Below are 20,647 nucleotides of genomic sequence, written 5' to 3'. Positions count from 1 at the left end.
TCCACTTCAGGGGCTTACACGACAGGAGCGTTGCTTGAACCGACCACCCATCCTGACCCTGAGCAACATTAACAAACGTTTTGCGGCTCAGGAAGTCTTGTCTGATTTTAGTCTGGTGATTGAGGATGGTGAGTTTTTCACGATCCTGGGGCCTTCGGGGTGCGGTAAGACCACGGTGCTGCGTCTGATTGCCGGGTTCGAGCAACCGAATGAAGGGCGTATCCTGCTGAATGGTGAAGACATTGCTGGCATCCCCGCCGAGCGCCGCCCGGTCAACACCGTATTCCAGAGTTACGCGCTGTTCCCGCACATGAGCGTGTTCGACAATGTGGCGTTCGGCCTGAAAATGGCGGGCGTGGATGCGCAGGATATTGCGGTTAGGGTGGCGGATGCGTTGGCAATCGTGCGTCTGTCCGATTACGCGACCCGCAAGCCGCACCAGCTTTCCGGTGGGCAAAAACAGCGGGTGGCGATTGCCCGCGCTGTGGTTAACCACCCCAAGGTGTTGTTGCTGGACGAATCCCTTAGTGCCCTCGACCATAAACTCCGTCAGCAAATGCAGTTGGAACTCAAGCAGTTGCAGCGCCAGTTGGGGATTACCTTCGTCTACGTTACCCATGACCAGGAGGAAGCGCTGTCCATGTCCGACCGCATTCTGGTCATGCACAACGGGCAGGCGCAACAGGTGGGTACGCCACGCGAGATCTACGAATCCCCCCGCAACCTGTTCGTGGCGCAGTTCATTGGCGAAATCAATGTGTTCGAAGGCGAAATCCTGCACGCATTGGGCGAGTACCAGTATCAGGCACGTATCAACGGTGTTGAACGTGAAATCCGCTGTGACCACCGTTTTGCGGTCGGTGACAAAGTGCATGTGATGTTGCGTCCGGAAGACCTACGCATCGACTGCCGCCCGGATGCCGCCGAGCGCAAGGGCTTTCCCGGCGTGGTGCTGGAGCGCAATTACACCGGCCAGACCCTGAATTCCCATATTCAGCTGGAAGACGGCCAGACGGTGATGGCGCATGAGTTTTTCGACGAAGATGACCCCGATTTTGATTACAGCATCAACCAGAAGGTCGGGGTGGACTGGGTTCCCGGCTGGGAACACGTGATTCCGGTGGAACAGGCGGGCAAGGCATGAGCTTTCGCCGCTTCGCCATCATTCTGACGTTGGTGTGGCTGGGGCTGTTTGTGCTGGTGGAACAGGCGGGCAAGGCATGAGCTTTCGCCGCTTCGCCATCATTCTGACGTTGGTGTGGCTGGGGCTGTTTGTGCTGGCTCCGCATGTGCTGGTGCTGATGACCAGCGTCATGACGCCCGACCCGCAGCATCTGGCGGTGTGGCCGCTGACGCTGGATTCCTGGCAACGCTTGCTGGAGCCGCTGTATGCCGAAGTATTCTGGCACAGCCTGTGGCTGTCGGCGGTGACGACTGCTATTTGCTTGCTGTTGGGCTACCCGTTTGCGTGGATTGTGGCGAAACTGCCGGGGATGTGGCGCGGGGTGTTGCTGTTTCTGATGATTGTGCCGTTCTGGACGAATAGTCTGATCCGCACCTATGCCATTAAGTTGATCCTGGGTAACAAGGGGCTGGTGAATACTTTTCTGCTGGGGCTGGGCTTGGTGGATGAACCGGTGCAGTTGCTGTATACGCCGTTTGCGGTGATTTTTGGGCTGGCCTATGTGTTGTTGCCGTTTATGGTGCTGCCGCTGGTGTCCAGTTTCGACAAGCTGGACAAGAGCCTGATCGAGGCGGCGCACGATCTGGGGGCAGGTTTCTGGCAGCGTTTCCGGCATATTATCCTGCCGCTGACCATGCCGGGGGTGATTGCGGGTTGCCTGATCGTGTTCCTGCCCGCGATGGGCATGTTTTACGTGGCGGATTTGCTGGGTGGGGCGAAAAACCTGTTGCTGGGCAATATCATCAAGAACCAGTTCCTGGTGGTGCGTGACTGGCCGTTTGGGGCGGCGTTCAGCGTGGCGCTGATTGGCATCATGGCGCTGCTGATGTGGCTGTATTTTATCGCCAACAAACGTATTAACCGGCAGGGGGGGCTGGATGATGAAAGCCTTTAAATGGAGTTTCGTTGCCGCCATCTTCGCCTGGCTGTACCTGCCGATCGTGATCCTGGTGATCAATTCCTTCAATGATTCCAAGTACGGTTATGAGTGGAAAGGCTTCACCCTGAAGTGGTATGAAAAGTTGCTTGGGAATGAAGCGCTTATGCAGGCGTTTTTAAATTCGCTGCTGATTGCAACCCTGGCGGCGACAGCGGCGACGATCATCGGCGCGTTGATGGCGCTGGCTTTGCACCGTTACCGCTTCCCGTTGAAAGGTACGGCCAGCGGCTTGTTGTTTGTGGTGATGATGTCGCCGGATATTGTGTTGGCAATTACCTTCTTGGTGATTTTTATTGCGCTCGGCATCCAGTTGGGGTTCTGGTCGTTGCTGATTGCGCACATTACGTTCTGTCTACCGTTCGTGGTGATCACGGTGTATGCGCAACTGAAAGGTTTTGATAAGTATTTGCTGGAAGCTGCGCAGGATTTGGGGGCGAATGAAAGCCGTATTTTCCGCCTGATCATCTTGCCGCTGATATTTCCGGCGATTATCTCTGGCTGGTTGTTGAGCTTTACCCTGTCGCTCGATGATGTAATCATCAGTTCCTTTGTTACCGGCTCCAGCTTTGAAATCCTGCCGATCCGGGTGTTTTCCATGGTGAAGGTGGGCGTTTCGCCCGAGGTAAATGTATTGGCGACGCTGTTGCTGGCAATTTCACTGCTGCTGGTTACTGTCTCAACCCTGTTGCTCAGGAGAAAACACTGAAATGAACAAAGCCCCCCTCATTGCTGCCCTATTGTTGCTGCTGGCGGCCACTGCCGTGCCCGCCGAAGAAAAAGTTGTGGTCTACAACTGGGCGGAATACATCCCGGAAAGTACGCTGGAAGATTTCACCCAGGAAACCGGCATCAAGGTTGAGTATTCCACCTATGACAACAACGAAACTATGTATTCCAAACTCAAGCTGCAAAAGGGCAAGGGTTATGACATCGTGGTGCCTTCTACCTATCTGGTGTCCAAGATGCGCGATGAGGGGCTGCTGCAAAAGATCGACCATACCAAGCTGAAAAATGTGGACAACCTGTCGATCAGCCTGATGAACAAACCGTATGACCCGCGCAATGAATACAGTATCCCTTATCTGTGGGGCAGCACCGGCATTGGCGTGAATGCCAAGGAAATCGACCCCGCCACCATCACCGCCTGGGCAGATTTGTGGGATCCAAAGTGGGAGGGCAAACTGCTGCTGACCGATGACGTGCGTGAAGTTTTCCATATGGCGTTGAAGAAAAACGGCTTTTCTACCAACAGCACCAACCCGGACGAAATCAAGGCTGCCTACGAAGACCTGCAAAAGCTGATGCCCAACGTGCTGGTGTTCAACGCTGATGCACCGCGCGAACCGTTCTTGGCGGGCGATGTGAACCTCGGCATGATCTGGAGTGGGGAAGTGGTGATGGCGCAGGAGGAAAACCCTGACATCCAGTACATTTTCCCCAAGGAAGGGGCCGGTTTCTGGGTCGACAGTTTCGCAATACCGGCTGGTGCGGAAAACGTCGACAATGCCCATAAGTTTATCGACTTCATGTTGCGCCCGGAAGTCGGCCAGAAAGTGGTGGAGGAACTGGGTTATAGTACGCCGAACACGGCATCGCAGGATTTGCTGCCGGAAAAGGTTCGCAACAATCGGGTCATTTTCCCACCCACTGATGCCGTTGAGAAAGGTGAATTCCAGAAAGATGTGGGTGATGCGATGAAGCTCTACAATGAGTATTGGGAAAAATTGAAAGCAGGGAAGTAAGAACCCCCTCCTAATCTCCCCTTATCAGGGGAGGGCCGGGGAGGGGTTTCTTTAACTCAATTCTCGACAGCTTTGAACGCGGCATCCAGCGTCTGCCACGTATTTACGAAATGGCAAAACAAATCCGCTGTCTTTTCAGCATCATACACGGCTGAATGGGCTGATTCGGCATCCCAGCCCATGCCTGCCATCTGCGCGACCCTTGCCAGCACGGTCTGGCCGTAAACCACGGCACCCAGTGTTACCGTATCCAGTGTACTGAACGGGTGGAACGGGTTGCGTTTGCACTTGATCCGGTCGGATGCGGCATGGACAAAATTAAGGTCAAACGGTGCATTGTGCCCAACCAGGATTGCCCGGTTGCAGCGGTTGACTTTCACTTCCCTGCGGATGATCTTGAAAAACTCTTCCATCGCCTTTTCTTCCGGCACGGCCATGCGCAGCGGGCTGAATGGCTTGATGCCGTTCACTTCCAGCGATTTTGGATCCATATTGGCGTTGGGGAACGGCTCGATATGCCAGTTGTAGGTGCGATGACGGGAAAGCTCACCTTTTTCATCGATGCGCAGCACGACAGCTGCCAGTTCCAGCAACGCATCTTTGCGGCAGTCAAACCCGCCAGTCTCCACATCTATCACGACAGGCAGGAAACCGCGAAAGCGCCCGCCAATAGGGATTATTTCGATCTCATCAGTCATGGGCAAGAGCTTAACGGAACTGATAACAAATGGATAGAAATCTTTATAAAAAAGATTCTAACTCTTCAAGTTTTTGAAAAATAAATAATTAAATATTTGATATTTATTTTAATTTCAAAATGCTCCAGAGCGTGCTAAAGTTACTCCAGTCCGGCAACTGAAATACCACTTTCGGTGCCGGTAAGCTGCTGGATACAAGAGGATTTAAAATGAATAATCAATTACAAGATGTTGATTTTCAAGAGACGCAGGAATGGATTGATTCGCTGGAATCAGTCATCGAACAAGAAGGCGTGGAACGCGCCCACTTCCTGCTGGAGAAGCTGATCGACGCAGCCCGCCATAACGGCGCTAACCTGCCATACTCCGCCAACACTGCCTACATCAACACTATTCCGCCACATCTGGAACAGCACACGCCGGGCAATCGCACCATCGAGTCGCGCCTGCGTTCCTACATCCGCTGGAATGCTGCCGCGATGGTGGTACGCGCCAACCGCAAGAGCGCGGAACTCGGTGGGCATATTGCGACTTTTGCTTCTGCCGCCACCCTGTACGACATCGGCATGAACCATTTCTGGCACGCGCCTTCCCCCAAGCATGGCGGCGACTTGCTGTATATCCAGGGGCACGCAGCGCCGGGCATGTACGCACGCTCCTTCCTCGAAGGCCGTTTTACCGAAGAAGAGCTGGATAATTTCCGTCAGGAAGTGGATGGCGGCGGCCTGTCGTCTTACCCGCATCCGTGGCTGATGCAGGATTACTGGCAATTCCCGACCGTATCCATGGGGCTGGGGCCGATCAAGTCGATCTACCAGGCCCGTTTCATGAAATACCTGCAAGACCGCAAACTGGCTGAAACCGCCAACCGTAAGGTGTGGGCATTCGTCGGCGATGGCGAAACTGACGAGCCGGAAACCCTCGGCGCGATTTCTCTCGGCGGGCGTGAAAAACTCGACAATCTGGTTTGGGTAGTCAACTGCAACCTGCAACGTCTGGATGGCCCGGTACGTGGCAACGGCAAGATCGTGCAGGAACTGGAAGCCGTGTTCCGTGGCGCTGGCTGGAATGTCATCAAGGTACTGTGGGGTTCCTACTGGGATCCGCTCCTGGCCATGGATAAAGACGGACTGCTCCAGCAGCGCATGATGGAAGCGGTCGATGGCGAATACCAGAATTACAAATCCAAGGATGGCGCATACGTCCGCGAACATTTCTTCGGCAAATACCCGGCATTGAAGGAAATGGTCGCCAAGATGAGCGATGCCGACATCTGGCGCCTGAACCGGGGCGGGCACGACCCGCACAAGGTTTACGCGGCTTACCACGCAGCTGTTAATCATACCGGTCAGCCAACCGTGATCCTGGCCCACACCGTGAAAGGCTACGGTATGGGTTCCGCCGGTGAAGGCCAGAACCGCACCCACTCACAGAAAAAACTGTCAGGCGAGGAAATGATCGCCTACAAAAACCGTTTCAACATTCCGCTGAGCGATGCGGATGCGGCAGAAGCCAAATATTACCGCCCGGCTCCAGACAGCGAGGAAATGCAATACTTGCTGGAACGCCGCAAGGCTTTGGGGGGGTTCCTCCCGCAACGCCAGACCCATGCAGCGCCGCTGAAAGTGCCAGACCTGTCGATCTTCCAGAGCCTGCTGGAAAGCACCGGCGAGCGCGAAATGTCCACCACCATGGTATTTGTGCGTTTGCTGACCCTGCTGGCGCGTGACAAGGGCATGGGCAAGCACGTCGTGCCGATCGTGCCGGATGAAGCGCGCACCTTTGGTATGGAAGGCATGTTCCGCCAGATGGGCATTTACTCTTCCGTCGGCCAGCTCTATGAGCCGCAAGACCGTGATCAGGTCATGTTCTACAAGGAGGATAAGTCCGGCCAGATTCTGGAAGAGGGCATCAACGAAGCGGGTGCATTTTCTTCATGGATTGCCGCCGCGACTGCCTACAGCACCCACAGCGTCAACATGGTGCCGTTCTACATTTACTATTCCATGTTCGGTTTCCAGCGCATTGGCGACCTGGCATGGGCGGCGGGTGATTGCCGTGCGCGCGGTTTCCTGATCGGTGGCACGGCTGGCCGCACCACGCTGGCGGGCGAAGGCTTGCAGCATCAGGACGGCCACGGCCTAATCCAGGCGGCGATGATCCCCAACTGTGTGTCCTACGACCCGACCTTCACTTACGAACTGGCGGTGATCGTCCAGAACGGCCTGAAGCGCATGTATCAGGATCAGGAAGACGTGTACTACTACATCACCGCGATGAACGAGAACTACACGCATCCTGAAATGCCGAAAGGCGCGGAAGAGGGTATTGTCAAGGGTATGTACCTGCTCAGTGGCGGTGGCAAGAAGCGTAAGAAAGTGCAACTGATGGGTTCCGGCACTATCCTGCGCGAAGTCATTGCCGCAGCTGAAATGCTCGACAAGGAATGGGGCGTGGATGCCAATGTCTGGAGTGTGACCAGCTTCAACGAAGTTGCCCGCGAAGCCCGCGACATCGACCGCTGGAACATGCTGCACCCATTGGAAACGCCCAAAGTGCCGTATGTGACGCAGTTGATGAAGGGCCAGCGCGGCCCGGCGATTGCGGCGACCGACTACATCCGCCAGTACGCCGACCAGATTCGCGCCTGGTTGCCGATGCCGTACACCGTATTGGGCACGGACGGTTTCGGACGCAGCGACACCCGCGCCAAACTGCGCAAGCATTTCGAGGTCAACAGCCACTACATCGTTATCGCCGCTCTGAAAGCGCTGGTGGATGAAAAATCCCTGCCGGCTTCTGATCTGGTCAAGGCAATGGAAAAGTACGGCATCAACCCCGAAAAATCCAACCCGCGTCTGGCATAAGGAGGGCATACCATGGCAATCCAGGAAATACAGGTGCCAGACATTGGCAGTTTTGAGAATGTCGAAGTCATCGAAGTGCTGGTCAGTGCTGGCGACACGGTGCAAGCCGAAGACTCACTGATTACGGTTGAATCCGACAAGGCGTCGATGGAGATTCCGTCGCCTGCATCTGGCGTGGTCAAGGAACTGAAAATCAAGGTTGGGGATCGGGTGTCGGAAGGCAGTTTGTTGCTGCTGATGGATGTGGCAGAGGGTAAAGAAACTCCTCCCGGCCTCCCCTTATCAGGGGAGGTGAAAGAATCTGCACCTGCAAAAACTGAACCTGTTCCCGCGCCTGCCTCACTTGCACCAAAACAGGAGACACGTCCGCAACGCGCTTCCTCCCCGACCGCCGCTGTACAAGCTGACATGAAAAATGTCGATTTCAGCAAGGCTTACGCGACCCCGTCGGTACGCAGGTTTGCCCGTGAACTTGGCGTCGACCTCAACAAGGTATCAGGTTCTGGCCGCAAAGGGCGCATTACCCAGGAAGATGTAAAAGGCTATGTCAAGGATGTGATGAGCCTCGGTGGTGTACCTGGGAAGGCAGCAATACCGGGCAATGTGCTGGGTGTTGCACCGATGCCGGAAATCGACTTCAGCCAGTGGGGCGAAATCGAAACGGTTCCGCTATCCCGCATCAACAAGCTGACAGGCGAGTTCCTGCACCGTAATTGGGTACATATTCCGCATGTTACCCAGTTCGATCAGGCTGACATCACCGATCTGGAGGCTTTCCGCAAACAGTTGAATGAGGAAAACGCCAAATCCGGTGTCAAGATTACGCCGCTGGTGTTCATCATGAAAGCGGTAGTGGCTGGTTTAAAGGCTTACCCGCGTTTCAATTCCTCGCTGGATGCGAAGGGAGAGAACCTGATCCGCAAGAACTACTTCCACATCGGCGTGGCAGTGGATACGCCGGATGGTCTGGTGGTGCCGGTTATCCGTGACGTGGACAAAAAGTCCATCATGCAGCTTTCCGAAGAGTTGAAAGAAATCTCCGGCAAGGCGCGTGACAAGAAGCTGAAACCTGCTGACATGCAGGGCGGTTGTTTCTCCATTTCCAGCCTCGGCGGGATTGGTGGCACCAAGTTCACCCCGATTGTGAATGCGCCGGAAGTCGCTATCCTCGGCGTTTCCAAATCCGACATGCAGCCGGTGTGGAATGGCAAGGAATTCGCGCCGCGCCTGATGCTGCCGCTGTCGCTGTCGTATGACCATCGCGTGATTGATGGGGCTGACGGGGCGCGTTTCACCACTTACCTTGCGAAAATGCTGGGCGACATCCGGAGGCTACTGGTATGAGTCATATCGTCGAAGTAAAAGTCCCCGACATCGGCAGTTTTGATAATGTTGAAATTATTGAAGTACTGGTGGAACCCGGTTTCCAGATCGAGCCGGAAGAGTCTCTGATTACCATTGAGTCGGATAAGGCGTCGATGGAGATTCCTAGCCCGCTGGCCGGGACTGTCAGGGAAGTGAAGGTCAAGGTGGGGGATCGGGTTTCGGAAGGGAGCCTGATTTTGATGTTGGAGGTTAGCGAAGCTAACGCTTCGGAAGAAACCCCCCCCAGTCTCCCCTTATCAGGGGAGAGGCAAGAGGTGGCTCCAGCTCCACAGGCTGCTGCATTTAGTGGCAGTGCTGATCTCGAAACTGAGGTTGTGGTGTTGGGTTCCGGCCCCGGTGGTTACACCGCAGCCTTCCGCGCTGCTGACCTCGGCAAGAAAGTAGTGCTGGTCGAACGCTACAGCAATATCGGCGGTGTGTGCCTGAATGTCGGCTGCATTCCCTCCAAAGCATTGCTGCACACGGCGGAAGTGATCAACGAAGCTAAAGAATTCGCCCATTACGGCGTGAAATTCGGCGAGCCGGAAATCGACATCGACGCGATCCGTGCACACAAGGATGGCGTAGTCAGCAAGCTGACCGGCGGCCTGAAGGCATTGGCTAAACAGCGCAAGGTCACGATTGTTCATGGTTATGGCCGTTTCACTTCCGCCAACACCGTCGAAGTGGAAGCGGAAGATGGCAGCAAGCAAACCGTCAAGTTTGCCAACTGCATCATCGCAGCTGGTTCACGCGTGACCAAACTGCCATTCATTCCGTGGGACGACCCGCGTGTGATGGATTCCACCGATGCGCTGGCGCTGGCAGAAGTGCCCAAGCGGATGCTGGTGGTTGGTGGCGGCATTATCGGGCTGGAAATGGCCACGGTGTACCACGCGCTAGGCGCAAAAATCACGGTGGTGGAACTGTCACCGGGGCTGATGCCGGGTGCTGACCGCGATATTGTGAAGCCGCTGCACAATGCCATCAAAAAGCAGTACGAAAACATCTATCTGGACACTAAGGTCACGGCTATCGAGCCGACGCCGGAAGGTCTGGTGTGTACGTTTGAAGGCAAGGGCGCACCGGAAAAGGATACCTTCGACCGTGTGCTGGTTGCGATCGGGCGTTCACCGAATGGTGGGTTGATTGATGCTGGCAAGGCGGGCGTGTTTGTTGGCGCGCGCGGCTTTATTCCGGTCGACAAGCAGATGCGCACCAACGTGCCGCACATTTTCGCGATTGGCGACATCGTGGGTCAGCCGATGCTGGCGCACAAAGCGACGCACGAAGGCAAAGTTGCTGCTGAAGTTATCGCCGGACACAAATCCTATTTTGATGCGAAAACCATTCCCTCGGTTGCCTACACCAGCCCCGAAGTGGCCTGGATGGGCAAGACCGAAGAGCAATGCAAGTCTGAAGGCATCGCCATTGAAAAAGGCGTTTTCCCGTGGGCAGCCAGCGGACGCGCACTGTCGATGGACGCAGGCAACGGTGTGACCAAGGTGCTGTTCGACAAGGAATCCGGTCGTATCATCGGTACAGGTATTGCTGGCAAAAATGCAGGCGAACTGATCGCCGAAGCAGTGCTGGCGCTGGAAATGGGTGCGGACGCACATGATATTGGCCTGACGGTTCACCCTCATCCGACGCTTTCCGAAACACTGAACTTTGCGGCGGAAGTGGCGGAAGGGACGTGTACGGATATTTACGCGCCGAAGAAGTAGTTTTTACCCCTTTCATGGTTTGACTCCTCACGTTAAGTGAGAAACCGGTTGGCGGCTTGTCCTGAACAAACAAGCCGCTTTTTTTTTGTTTCAGGACAGGTTCTGGTTCATGGGGAACGTCCGTGAAGGGCTGATGGTGGGGATACAGAGGGTTGCAGCTGGGGTATGTTGTTGCTTCGTCGAGCTAGCGGTATTTTTCACCGGTTTGAAAACCAGTAAACGCCGCCTGCGGGATGAATAGCTTACTAAGCGTGAAAAATCAGGCGGGCGCGGGTCAATTTTTTCAATATTGGCAAAAAACAGGGCTTTCAGTTCATCGTTGCGGATGTTACCAGTTGAAACCAGCAGCAATTTCCACGGTTTGTTTTACAGCCAGAAGGAATCCACGAAATCGGAATCCTTGGTGATGAGGATGCGTTGTTCTGCAATAGACAGTTCATTGATGGATTGGTCGGTGGTGCTGTTCCCCAAAGGCAAACCCAGCGTATGCCGGGTGTCATAGCCTGCTTCCTTGAGCTGGGTTGCCAGTTTGCGGGGCAGATGCGCGTCGACCAGAAACTTCATGCGGCTTGCGCTACTTCAATGCGTTTGACCTGGGAAAGACGGGTGGCATAGGCCAGAACAGCCAACAAGTCTTCGCGTTCCAGGTCTTCGTAATCATCCAGAATTTCTTCAATGGTCATGCCTGCGCTGAACAGTTCCAGCATGTTTTCCACCGGGTAACGCAGACCACGGATGGTAGGTTTGCCGTGGCAAATATTTGGGTCGATGGTGATGCGGTCGCTTAAGGTGATTTACCTCAAAGACATTACCCAAAAACAGGGCGAATCAGAATGTCCCATTTTGGTAAAGCAGCATTTCTTTCCAGCCTCGCCTCAACAGCCTCCATAGCTTTTTTGCTGAGGGTCACACCCTTCTCATAAACCTTGCGACTGAATTCGACCATGGGGTTGATGCCTTTCCAGGTCATGGTTTTTGCCCATTCCAGCAGGGTTTCGGCATCCTTGAGCTGGGTGCCGTTCCAGTGTTGTTCCAGAATCCCCCAGCAGCTGCGGCTTGCGCTACTTCAATGCGTTTGACCTGGGAAAGACGGGTGGCATAGGCCAGAACAGCCAACAAGTCTTCGCGTTCCAGGTCTTCGTAATCATCCAGAATTTCTTCAATGGTCATGCCTGCGCTGAACAGTTCCAGCATGTTTTCCACCGGGTAACGCAGACCACGGATGGTAGGTTTGCCGTGGCAAATATTTGGGTCGATGGTGATGCGGTCGCTTAAGGTGATTTACCTCAAAGACATTACCCAAAAACAGGGCGAATCAGAATGTCCCATTTTGGTAAAGCAGCATTTCTTTCCAGCCTCGCCTCAACAGCCTCCATAGCTTTTTTGCTGAGGGTCACACCCTTCTCATAAACCTTGCGACTGAATTCGACCATGGGGTTGATGCCTTTCCAGGTCATGGTTTTTGCCCATTCCAGCAGGGTTTCGGCATCCTTGAGCTGGGTGCCGTTCCAGTGTTGTTCCAGAATCCCCCAGCAGCGTTCAATCGGGTTGTACTTGCTGTGGTAAGGCGGGTAGTACAGCAGGTGGACTGTCTTACCGGTATGGTTGGCGAATTCCACCATGCGCTTGAGGAATTGCGTCCTGATCCCGCTGCTTTCCGGGCCATTGTCCGCTTTGATCTGGATGCACTGGCAGGCGTCCTTGTCAGCAGAAGGCATCTGTTCCCATACCCGGCACAGGGAATCCACGATGAAGTCACTGGTTTTGCTGGAACTGCCGAAGGTCAGGTAAACCTGCCCACTGTCCTCATCCAGTACGCCAAAAGGGATGTATTTCTCTTTGCAGCCCATCTCATGGTCAGCGGCTTTATTGTCACCCCGTGTTTTCCCGCCCCGTGAGTAGTCACCGATGTTGACGGTCGCCTTGCAGTCCATGCTCAGGCGTTTGACCGCCCCATCGGCAAACTGCCCATCGTTGGCCTGGATATTGGCGAAGATGGCGTCGGTTTCTGGAATTTTTTTTGCGGCTTGGCTTTCTCCACCTTGCGCAGGCGGTAGCCATTCCGGTTGAGTATCCGCGCCATGGTGCTGGGGGCGGGCACTTGTCCACCGCTGAAACCCATGGCCTGTAACTGCCGGATGGCTTCCGCCGCCGTCAGGCGGGTGTAGGCGATGCTGCTGCGGAATGTCGGGTCTTGCTGGCTATGTGCTTCCGCCAGCGCCAGCAAGGCGGCTGCCGCTTCCGGCTGGGTTTCCTCCCAGCGCTTCTGGCCACAATACGCCGCCTGCGCACCCACGCAAACCATGCCGCTGCGCTGTTCCTCCAAACCCAACTGCACCCCCTCCCGACCCCAGCCAAAACACCTTTCAGTCTGGCGGGCGTTGCCTGCACAATATTTCCGGCTCATGTCCGCCTGGAACGCACGGCGGGTGCTGCCAGACATTTTCGAGGCCGCCAGTTTCAGGTCGGCTATCTGGGATTCACTCAGGATCGGGTTAGCTGTTTGGGGTTCGGGGGGCATGGGGATAGGGACTCCGCTTGTCGATAAGACAAGTGTAGCCATTGCGGGGGAATCTTTCAGGGAAATCCCCTAAGTTCATTGGTTGCTGTACCTCTTACGGCTTTTCGGAAAGCATACCACAGCCCCTGCATTGTGTTAGTAAGCGTTGTGGGAAGCGGATGTCGATGACGCTGCCGCGCACGGCGGTAATCTTGCCGGTGTTGGGTGGGGTGGCTCCATTCAGGTTCTGGTTCATGGGGAACGCCCGTGAAGGGCTGATGGGGGTAGTTTACTACAGGAGCAATGAGGCTGCTGTAGCCTGTCATGGTAAACGGTGCGTGTCGTCATCTGATACGTTATGCTTGTTGCCATGAATCCGCAAACGGAGATGCTTCACCATGTTGAGCTTACAGTTGGATGTGCAGCCTGCCACCGAGCAGCGTTTGCGTCGCTTAATGTCGCAAGTGGCGGATCAGGAAACTTTTGCCCGCAACGTCATTGCTTTTCAGGTGCATGAGCTGAAACGGGGTATCCTGAACCTGCGGCTGGATTTGAAGAAGTTTGAAGAGCAGTACCAAATGCCTTCCGAACTATTCTACAGCCAGTTTGAGCAGGGCATCGTGGATGATAGCGAAGACTACATGTTGTGGTCAGGCTTGTATGAAATGCTGAAGGATAACCAGCAGCGCTTGCAGGAGCTGCAATGATCGAGGCGTATTTCGCGCAAATCGAACAGGTGCTGCAAGTTGTCCCCAATACGCAAAATCTCACATTGCGTAAAACCCTTTAGGCTCAATATGCGTTTCAGGGTCTTATCCCAACAGCAGCGAAAGCAAGGACTGTAAGGCAGCTTGCCCCCGTTTCCTGATGTTGTGAAGAGACTCGAAGAATGCAAGGTAACACGGTAGCTTTTCTTGTGAGATCCCCCGATGAGGTCGTAACCATGAGCGTAACAGTGACCAAAAACCTTCCATCGTATTGACGTGGACTTCATGGAAACCGTCACCATCTTCGTCACGGGCATATTCGCCTGCGCCATGGTTGACGGTTTTGTGGGCATAGCCCCATTCTTCCAATCGGCTGTAAATGTTGTACTCATCGGTGTAGACCAGCGTGCCTGCTGCCACCGTTTCCACAATCAACGGCTTGATCGTCGTCTGTTTCACATTCGCCAGCATACGGATCACGACCTCCCCGGAACGCTGGATCATGCCGAAAATGGGTGGTTTGTCCTTTTCCAGTGTCCCACGCCCCGGCGCACCTTTCAGGGCGCGGCGGCGACCTTCACGCCCAGCATCCGCGACGGCTTCGGGGTTTCCCTTGTGTCCAGCCTTGACATAAACCTCATCAAATTCAACATTCCCAAACAGGTTTACTGGCGTTTTTTTTCTCGACACCACGCCGTAACTGTTCCGTCATCGCCTGAACATCATCCTTGTTCAACCCCAATTCGCGGGCGATTTGTTGGTTGGACAGGTTCAACGACATCAGGTACAGGCACAACACCCACACCTTCAGCGGCTGGTGGTGGCCTTCAAACACCGTTCCCGTCAGGTCATCAAAACGCTTTTGGCAATCCTTACACTGGTAACGCTGGCGTTCCTGCTGGGTGTCATCCTTGCCTCGACGGATAGTGTCCTGTGAACCGCAGTGCGGACAAATCACCCCATTAGGCCAACGCACGGAACGGACTTGCTCGAAACAGGCGGCATCACTGGTCAGGCTGGAAATACTGATGAGCGAGGTCATAAAGCCTCTCCTTGGCTATCGGAAATGACTAACTTTACCGCTATCCATCACGTTTGCAATGCCGGGGAAAACAAGACCCTGAAACGCATATTGAGCCACCCTTTATAACGATAAACAAACGATAAACAAGGTTACATCGCTGGCTCTATCATGTTTGAGGGTGGTGATCGGCTTGATTTTGCCGAAGTCAAAAATACCGATCACGCGGGTAAGGTCAAATATCGGTATCAATACATGGATGCCGGGCAGAACATGATTTTCCGTTATGACAATGCCCCTCATCACCGGCAGATTGCGACATTTCCCCACCACAAACACGACCGGGATGTGATTCGTGATAGCTGTGAACCCTCACTCGAAGATGTGCTGCTGGAAATTGCGGAGTATCGTAAGCGCCGTTAAATCGCCCTACTTGCCCTTGTCAAAAAAAGGGACTTTTTTCGCACATTTCTCCAGCGGCACATTCCATGGCAGGAGGGCCTCCCATTTTTCCAGGGTGTCGGCCTGGGCGATATGCTCCAGCAGATAGCGGATATAGGCATACGGTTCGAGGCCGTTGGCCTTGGCGGTTTCAATCAGGGAATAACAGGCGGCGCTGGCGCGCGCGCCATGCGGGGTGTCGGCAAACAGCCAGGCTTTGCGGCCCACGGCAAAGGGGCGGATGGCGTTCTCCGCCAGCACATTGCTGATATGCAGGTCGCCGCGTTGGCAGTAGCCACTCAGGTATTCCCACTGGTTGAGGCAGTATTCCATCGCCTTGCGGGTGAGGCCGCCTTTCATCACCTTGCCGACCTGCGTTTCCAGCCAGGTTTTCAGTTCGTTGAGCAGGGGCACGCTCAACTGCTGGCGCAGGCGGTATTTCTCCGCCGTGTCCAGGCCCTTGATGTTGTCCTCGATGCGGTAGAGCCTGCGGATCATGCCCAGGGCAATATCCGCCAGGGTGGGTTTGCCACGGGCCTGTTTGCCGCCCGCCGCCTTGACGGCCTCCACGAACTTGCGGCGGGCATGGTCCCAGCAGCCAATGCGGGTGATGGCGTTGTTGCGGCACACGGCGGCGTAACCGGAATAGCCGTCGGCCTGGAAAATGCCGTGGAAGTCCATCAGTAGGCGTTCGGGGACGCTCCCCGCCCGGCTGGGGTCGTATTCAAACAAGACCGCCACCTGGTTCGGCGGGCCGCCCCGCACCACCCACATCCATTTGTCGGCCTGGGCGGTTTTGCCGTCCTCCTTCAGCACCTGGATGCGGGTTTCATCGCCTTGCAGGTAAGCGCCGCTGTTCTGGGTTTCGCGCAGCAGGTTGAGCAGGGTTTGAAGCTGTCCTCCAGACGGATGATCCAGTGGGCCATGCTGCTGCGGCTGAGTTCCGCGCCGTGGCGTTTGAAATGCCCTCCAGGCGGTACAGGGGCAGGCCATCGGCGTATTTGGCGATGATGACCTGCGTCAGCAGGTTGAGGCTGGCATGGCATTTGCCCAACGGATGGGGCGGACGGGCGGCGGCGACCAGCGTTGGCCCGCCATCTGCCGTTGCCGGGGCGGGATCCTGGCTGGCCCCGGCGGCAAACACGGCTTTTTCCTGCCAGTATTCCAGCACCACCAGTTGCGCCGGGATGTAGTCCAGCTCTTCCTTGACCTTGGTGAAAAACGTGCGGGTCGCCCCGGCTTTTTCCGCATCACCCAACAACAGCTCCACCCGTTGGCGCTTCAGCCCGGGCGGGAAGCCGCGCTGGCGTTGGCTGGGGCGGGGCCTGGCGGGTTCCGCCTCCGGCAGTCGTCCGGCGATGTCCTCCAGCGCGGTTGCCAACTCGGCTTCATCAAACAGGTCAATCTGGAAGGGGAGCTTTTCAGACTGGGCGCTAAACCGCTGTATTTTGGCCAGGCGCAGCATTTCTTCCAGGAGCTGGATATGGTGGTCACGCTGTTTCAGGACGGCGGCAAATTCCGCCTCTTGCTGCGCCAGCAACTGGCGCAGGCGGGCAGCGTCCAGGTCGCTATGGGATGTGGTTTTGGGGGCTGGCGGCGGTGCTAAATCCATGGGTTAAATGATAACAAAATCATCAGGATAAGTCGCTAAAACAGCGCCCCGTAGCACAACTTTTTTATGCCCTTTGAGCAGGCTGATGTCATAACCGTCCAGCAGCCAGTTGATCTGCTGGGCCGTCAGCGCCATCACCCCGCCATCCCCCGTTTGCGGCCAATGGAACTTCTCTTCCGCCAGGGCTTTGTAATACAGCACAAAGCCATTGTCTTCCCAATACAGGCATTTGATTTTCGTGCGCTGGCGGTTGGTGAAGGCGTACAGCGCCCCGGCAAACGGGTCGTGGCCCAATTCCTGCGCCACGATCGCCGCCAGCCCCTGGGCGGCCTTGCGGAAATCAATGGGCGGGCGGTAAAGGTAAATGTCCGGCATCTCCCCGGCGGGGCGGAAATAACGGGCCATTACAACTGCCCCAGCAACCGGCGCAGCAAGGCCACATTGCCGGGGTGGATATTCCTGATCACCAGGCCATTCGGCAGGGACAGCTCCAGGCCATCGCCCGTCCGGGCGTCTGTCCCCGGCTGCGCCGGGCGGACAGTCACGAAACCGGAAGGCTCTGGCAATACCGGGCGTTTGCCATCCCCGGGCGGCTTGCCCGCCGTACCGCATAATTTGCGCCGCCAGTAGACAAAGCCGTGGTAACTCAACTGTTCCTGTTCACAATACTGGACTCCGGAAAGGCCGGAGGACTGGAAGCGTTGGAGCTGGGCTTGCCAGTACGCCAGACGCCCATCTTGACCTGGATTCATCGTGTTCTCCCATGCAATCTGTTGCTGATGGGCTGAGTGTCCGGGATTACGTGGGGCGCTGAAAGGAGGGGGATTTAGAAGCGCTTACGGAGTATCAGCGTACTGAGAACTGACCACTCAATGTGAGAAATATCGTGATGAACACACCCAATGCTTCATTGCCGCTGGATGCTGAAAGGAAACGCCGCCTGTTGGCCATATACGCCATGCTGGAAAAGAAACGCCAAGCTCCTGCGCCGTCTGCCGAAAGCGTTATCCAGGGTTTGCAGGAAATGGGCGAAGAAGCGCAGCGTAACGGCCTGACTCCCGAAATACTGGATGACATCCTGAATGGCTGAGGGGAAATATCTGCTATCAACACCAGCATCCTGATCAGCACATTCAAGGTGTGCAAGTGATGAAGTCTGCCGAGTTTTGTGGGTATTAATAATCCGCTGAATTTCCAGCCTGCCTGTGCCAAAATGTAAACCATCCCCACCACAAATCTGGCGGCTATGGCAGAACTTCCCACCAAAGAAGACCTTGAAAAGCTTTATCGTGAAAAAGGGATAGATGCGTTGGTGTGGTATGCATGGCGAAATGCTTTGCGTGCATTGCCCACTTTGGGACATTTGTCTGTTAAACATATTTGGGGAGATAAATCTGTTGAGAATTTAATTGCAATTTGCCATATATCTTTGATTTTGGGACAGTGGATGAAAGTCCCAAAACAGAACGCAGCCCTCAGAGCTTCAGCTCATGCTGCGACTCTTGGAGCCGACACACACGCTGTTAGTGCAGTTTCTGCCGCCACCTGCGCTGCTGGAGTCGCTGGTAAGGCTGCTTCTGTTTACACTTATACGGAAGTTGTTGTTAGCGCTACTGCCGTTGAACGTGCCGTTCATGATGCATCCGCCATTGCTGTTACTTCTGTCACTGATGCCTGCTCAGCCAACAAATATAGCGCTGCTGTTGATTATAAGTTAATAAGCCAGATAAATGCTTTGACACCAAAGTGGTGGTATAGCCAACCCTTATGGGAATGTGCGGAGTCAGATGCAGATAAATTTAAATTAGCAGAAATCAATCAGCATTGGTTTGATTTTACTCAACAATTGCGAAATCTGGATTTAGATTTTATAGCAAATGACTTGAATGATTTGTGGGAATCAAAGCCATTAAGTAATCATGCAAAAAATTATTTGGAAGCATTTTCTTATGGTGAATTAAATGACCCAGCTATATTGCGTCGCTTGATTCTGGAAGGTGAGACAGCAGAGCACATCCACGCTGTCCGGGTCTTATTGTTAGGGCCGGGTGGAGCCGGGAAAAGTTCTTTGGCTGACCGTTTACAGGGTAGACCTTTGGTGGAACAGGATAAAAAATTGACAGTTGGAGTGGATTATCTAAATCATCAGTCATTGAATTTGTACAAAATATTCGGCTATTTACGGCAGGAATATAAGCCATTGGATTTGTACCTATGGGACTTCGGCGGACAAACCATTTTCCACGGCTTGCATCGTGCCTTCCTGCATGAAAACTGCGTGTACGTGCTGGTGGTGGATAGCCGCCACGAACAAGCGCCGGATGAATGGCTTTATCAAATCAGAGAGATAACGAAGGGACGGGCAGTAACAACATTGCTGGTGACAAACTGGTATGAAAAATGTGAAACCCGCCAGAACGAAGTACGATTGCGGCGCGAATTCCCCGATTTGCTGGATGAAGGCAGTTTCTTCTATTTTTCCTGCCATGAATCGGATGCGCCTGGTTTCAAGGATTTCGTGCAGGCGTTGGAAAAAGCCTGTCTCGACAGCCAGCGCATGGTGTTGAAAGAAACGCTGGATGTGAACGAAGCCCTGCAACAACAGTATCAGGACGATGTGTTCCTCGAATCCGCCGATCTGGAGGACATCATTGAACAGGTCACGCGCAGGCCGGAGTCTGTCGAAACCCTGCCCAACAAACTGGAGCAACTGGGTTTTCTGGTGCGGGTGGACAGCGACGACCAGCACTACTGCCTGAAACCGGCCTGGGCGGTGGATAACGCCTACGCCGTGCTGTATTCACCCCTGCTGCGTGAAGCCAAGGGCGTGTTGAAACTGAAAACCCTGCAACGCGAATTCAAGGGGCAAATCGCAACCCAGCACATGACCCATCTGGTCGAGTTTTTACAGATGCGCTCACTGTGCCGCAAACTGACCAGCGATGACGGTTATTTCTTCCCGGACGCAGCCCCCGCCGATGAATTGCCGGAGGCCAGCGAACTGCTCGGGGACAAGGCGCAGGGGTTGGCGATCCGTTTCGACCTGCCTTATCTGCCGCTGGGTTTCCATGCCGCGCTGGTGCATCGCCTGTTTGTGCCGGGTGGCATCAGCAGTACGGCTGACATCTGGCGGCAAGGCTTCATCCTGCGCAAAAACCACAGCCGCGCGGTCGTCCATTACCTGACGCGCAAAAGCGTGGTGGAACTGGCGCTGGCCGGAGACTGGCAGGATTTCGCCGGATTGCTCAACACCGTGCTGGTCAACCTGAAGGCCGTGCTGCTGGAAGGCAAGGGCATCCGCGAGGAGCAGATTGTGCCCTCCGTGGTGCTGGATCAGCAGGTATTTTCCGTGCATTCCGCCGAACGGCTGGTTGGTGTATTGGGGCAAATAAACAATCGTCCACAATTGGTTGAGGAGATTAAGGCTATGGCAGCAGGTAAAGTAACCAACTACTACGATTCAACGCACAACGAAGGTGATGGTCAGTACGTGACGCATAGTCATGATGTGGAGATGAATCAGTTTCTGGATAAATCTGAAAATACAATTACTACCGACCAGCGCCAGCAGATTGCGGTGATTGTTGATGAGTTGCTCAAGCAGGCGGGCAGTCTACCAGCAAAAGAAATCATTGCTGTTGGTCAGGTCAAAGAGGCGCTGGAAGATAAAGGCGGCAAACCAGAATCCCGCAAGTTGTTGGGCAGTGTCTGGAATGGGCTGAAAGACGTGCTGGGTGTTACCAAAACCACCACCGATATTGCCAAATTTGCCATGGAGCATCAGGCGGGGATTGTGGGGGCGATTACTACAGCGGTGGCGCTATTGTGAACCAACTTTTGTTTT

General features: G+C 54.7%; 18 protein-coding genes and 4 pseudogenes. 11 read left to right on the top strand and 11 right to left on the bottom strand.

The annotated features are described in order from the left end of the window. Nucleotides 1-34 precede the first annotated feature (34 nt). The 4 genes from potA (at nt 35) to THINI_RS02395 (ending at nt 3,865) form a co-directional block, all read left to right on the top strand. The gene (gene potA / locus THINI_RS02410; protein WP_002707081.1) at nt 35-1,144 is read left to right on the top strand and encodes a spermidine/putrescine ABC transporter ATP-binding protein PotA; all 1,110 of its coding nucleotides are present in this window, start codon (nt 35-37) and stop codon (nt 1,142-1,144) included. Nucleotides 1,145-1,220: 76 nt separating this feature from the next. Then, on the top strand, nt 1,221-2,078 hold the full coding sequence (gene potB / locus THINI_RS02405; protein ID WP_002707080.1) for a spermidine/putrescine ABC transporter permease PotB: 858 nt from the start codon (nt 1,221-1,223) through the stop codon (nt 2,076-2,078). Further along, nucleotides 2,062-2,829, top strand: a complete 768-nt coding sequence (gene potC, locus THINI_RS02400) for a spermidine/putrescine ABC transporter permease PotC (protein ID WP_002707079.1) — start codon at nt 2,062-2,064, stop codon at nt 2,827-2,829. Before potB ends, potC begins: the two co-directional genes overlap by 17 nt. 1 nt (nt 2,830) lies before the next feature. Next, nucleotides 2,831-3,865, top strand: coding sequence for an extracellular solute-binding protein (locus THINI_RS02395; protein WP_002707078.1), 1,035 nt, complete (start codon nt 2,831-2,833; stop codon nt 3,863-3,865). Between the two features lie 56 nt (nt 3,866-3,921). Here the strand turns inward: THINI_RS02395 and rnt are convergent, their stop codons facing one another. Then, nucleotides 3,922-4,563, bottom strand: a complete 642-nt coding sequence (gene rnt / locus THINI_RS02390) for a ribonuclease T (RefSeq protein ID WP_002707077.1) — start codon at nt 4,561-4,563, stop codon at nt 3,922-3,924. Nucleotides 4,564-4,772: 209 nt separating this feature from the next. Between rnt and aceE the strand changes: the two genes are divergently transcribed. The 3 genes from aceE to lpdA are packed head-to-tail and all read left to right on the top strand — an operon-like array spanning nt 4,773 to nt 10,522. Continuing rightward, the gene (aceE, locus tag THINI_RS02385) at nt 4,773-7,430 is read left to right on the top strand and encodes a pyruvate dehydrogenase (acetyl-transferring), homodimeric type (RefSeq protein ID WP_002707076.1); all 2,658 of its coding nucleotides are present in this window, start codon (nt 4,773-4,775) and stop codon (nt 7,428-7,430) included. A gap of 12 nt (nt 7,431-7,442) precedes the next feature. Then, nucleotides 7,443-8,774, top strand: coding sequence for a dihydrolipoyllysine-residue acetyltransferase (gene aceF, locus THINI_RS02380; RefSeq protein ID WP_002707075.1), 1,332 nt, complete (start codon nt 7,443-7,445; stop codon nt 8,772-8,774). Further along, entirely contained in the window at nt 8,771-10,522 is a 1,752-nt protein-coding gene (lpdA, locus tag THINI_RS02375) for a dihydrolipoyl dehydrogenase (RefSeq protein ID WP_002707074.1), read from the top strand. Before aceF ends, lpdA begins: the two co-directional genes overlap by 4 nt. A gap of 366 nt (nt 10,523-10,888) precedes the next feature. Here lpdA and THINI_RS02370 read toward each other — a convergent pair whose 3' ends face one another. The 6 genes and pseudogenes from THINI_RS02370 to THINI_RS24925 form a co-directional block, all read right to left on the bottom strand. Beyond that, nucleotides 10,889-11,086, bottom strand: coding sequence for a DUF5615 family PIN-like protein (locus tag THINI_RS02370; RefSeq protein ID WP_050987984.1), 198 nt, complete (start codon nt 11,084-11,086; stop codon nt 10,889-10,891). Beyond that, the gene (locus THINI_RS02365; protein ID WP_281054687.1) at nt 11,083-11,292 is read right to left on the bottom strand and encodes a DUF433 domain-containing protein; all 210 of its coding nucleotides are present in this window, start codon (nt 11,290-11,292) and stop codon (nt 11,083-11,085) included. Before THINI_RS02365 ends, THINI_RS02370 begins: the two co-directional genes overlap by 4 nt. Nucleotides 11,293-11,330: 38 nt before the next feature. After that, nucleotides 11,331-11,558 carry an ISAzo13-like element transposase-related protein gene (locus tag THINI_RS02360; RefSeq protein WP_425358292.1) on the bottom strand — a complete coding sequence of 76 codons (228 nt, stop codon included), beginning with the start codon at nt 11,556-11,558 and terminating at the stop codon, nt 11,331-11,333. Then, nucleotides 11,489-11,779, bottom strand: a complete 291-nt coding sequence (locus THINI_RS02355; protein ID WP_281054686.1) for a DUF433 domain-containing protein — start codon at nt 11,777-11,779, stop codon at nt 11,489-11,491. The genes THINI_RS02360 and THINI_RS02355 overlap by 70 nt, the downstream gene beginning before the upstream one ends. Nucleotides 11,780-11,817: 38 nt before the next feature. Continuing rightward, nucleotides 11,818-12,827, bottom strand: a pseudogene (locus tag THINI_RS24005) (ISAzo13 family transposase). A gap of 310 nt (nt 12,828-13,137) precedes the next feature. Further along, complete coding sequence (locus THINI_RS24925) at nt 13,138-13,278, bottom strand: hypothetical protein (RefSeq protein ID WP_154724328.1); 141 nt, start codon at nt 13,276-13,278, stop codon at nt 13,138-13,140. Nucleotides 13,279-13,420: 142 nt separating this feature from the next. Here THINI_RS24925 and THINI_RS02340 point away from each other — a divergent pair, with 142 nt between their 5' ends. Further along, nucleotides 13,421-13,729: a hypothetical protein gene (locus tag THINI_RS02340; protein ID WP_002707070.1), complete on the top strand. Its 309-nt coding sequence runs from the start codon at nt 13,421-13,423 to the stop codon at nt 13,727-13,729. A 105-nt stretch (nt 13,730-13,834) separates the two neighbouring features. Here the strand turns inward: THINI_RS02340 and THINI_RS27135 are convergent. After that, nucleotides 13,835-14,771: pseudogene (locus tag THINI_RS27135) on the bottom strand (IS1595 family transposase). Nucleotides 14,772-14,903: 132 nt separating this feature from the next. On the opposite strand from THINI_RS27135, the pseudogene THINI_RS02325 reads away from it, so the two are divergent. Continuing rightward, nucleotides 14,904-15,173: pseudogene (locus THINI_RS02325) on the top strand (toxin-antitoxin system TumE family protein); the annotation flags it as partial. A 6-nt stretch (nt 15,174-15,179) separates the two neighbouring features. On the opposite strand, the pseudogene tnpC reads toward THINI_RS02325, so the two are convergent. From tnpC to tnpA, 3 genes and pseudogenes are all read right to left on the bottom strand, one after another. Then, nucleotides 15,180-16,803 (bottom strand): annotated as a pseudogene (tnpC, locus tag THINI_RS02320) (IS66 family transposase). 3 nt (nt 16,804-16,806) lie between these two features. Beyond that, nucleotides 16,807-17,208 (bottom strand): IS66 family insertion sequence element accessory protein TnpB, encoded by a 402-nt coding sequence (tnpB, locus tag THINI_RS02315; protein ID WP_002707068.1) that lies wholly within the window; start codon nt 17,206-17,208, stop codon nt 16,807-16,809. Further along, complete coding sequence (gene tnpA / locus THINI_RS25560) at nt 17,208-17,555, bottom strand: IS66 family insertion sequence element accessory protein TnpA (RefSeq protein ID WP_002706643.1); 348 nt, start codon at nt 17,553-17,555, stop codon at nt 17,208-17,210. Before tnpA ends, tnpB begins: the two co-directional genes overlap by 1 nt. Before the next feature lie 134 nt (nt 17,556-17,689). Between tnpA and THINI_RS02305 the strand changes: the two genes are divergently transcribed. After that, entirely contained in the window at nt 17,690-17,893 is a 204-nt protein-coding gene (locus THINI_RS02305) for a hypothetical protein (RefSeq protein ID WP_154724326.1), read from the top strand. Nucleotides 17,894-18,049: 156 nt separating this feature from the next. Beyond that, complete coding sequence (locus tag THINI_RS02300) at nt 18,050-20,632, top strand: COR domain-containing protein (RefSeq protein ID WP_040839004.1); 2,583 nt, start codon at nt 18,050-18,052, stop codon at nt 20,630-20,632. The last annotated feature ends 15 nt before the right edge of the window (nt 20,633-20,647 follow it).

It is taken from the genome of Thiothrix nivea DSM 5205 (genome assembly GCF_000260135.1).
Lineage (GTDB): Bacteria > Pseudomonadota > Gammaproteobacteria > Thiotrichales > Thiotrichaceae > Thiothrix > Thiothrix nivea.
Note: the sequence above shows the minus strand (reverse complement) of the source record. Positions and strands in the feature narration are given on the sequence as shown.

What these genes read in the sequence shown, in the direction of transcription:
- potC (WP_002707079.1), top strand. Translation starts at nt 2,062, where the DNA reads ATGATGAAAGCCTTTAAATGGAGTTTCGTTGCCGCCATCTTCGCCTGG.
- tnpA (WP_002706643.1), bottom strand. Translation starts at nt 17,555, where the DNA reads ATGAATCCAGGTCAAGATGGGCGTCTGGCGTACTGGCAAGCCCAGCTC.
- lpdA (WP_002707074.1), top strand. Translation starts at nt 8,771, where the DNA reads ATGAGTCATATCGTCGAAGTAAAAGTCCCCGACATCGGCAGTTTTGAT.
- aceE (WP_002707076.1), top strand. Translation starts at nt 4,773, where the DNA reads ATGAATAATCAATTACAAGATGTTGATTTTCAAGAGACGCAGGAATGG.
- THINI_RS02300 (WP_040839004.1), top strand. Translation starts at nt 18,050, where the DNA reads ATGGCAGAACTTCCCACCAAAGAAGACCTTGAAAAGCTTTATCGTGAA.
- rnt (WP_002707077.1), bottom strand. Translation starts at nt 4,563, where the DNA reads ATGACTGATGAGATCGAAATAATCCCTATTGGCGGGCGCTTTCGCGGT.
- THINI_RS02340 (WP_002707070.1), top strand. Translation starts at nt 13,421, where the DNA reads ATGTTGAGCTTACAGTTGGATGTGCAGCCTGCCACCGAGCAGCGTTTG.
- tnpB (WP_002707068.1), bottom strand. Translation starts at nt 17,208, where the DNA reads ATGGCCCGTTATTTCCGCCCCGCCGGGGAGATGCCGGACATTTACCTT.
- THINI_RS02395 (WP_002707078.1), top strand. Translation starts at nt 2,831, where the DNA reads ATGAACAAAGCCCCCCTCATTGCTGCCCTATTGTTGCTGCTGGCGGCC.
- THINI_RS02370 (WP_050987984.1), bottom strand. Translation starts at nt 11,086, where the DNA reads ATGAAGTTTCTGGTCGACGCGCATCTGCCCCGCAAACTGGCAACCCAG.
- potB (WP_002707080.1), top strand. Translation starts at nt 1,221, where the DNA reads ATGAGCTTTCGCCGCTTCGCCATCATTCTGACGTTGGTGTGGCTGGGG.
- THINI_RS24925 (WP_154724328.1), bottom strand. Translation starts at nt 13,278, where the DNA reads ATGAACCAGAACCTGAATGGAGCCACCCCACCCAACACCGGCAAGATT.
- aceF (WP_002707075.1), top strand. Translation starts at nt 7,443, where the DNA reads ATGGCAATCCAGGAAATACAGGTGCCAGACATTGGCAGTTTTGAGAAT.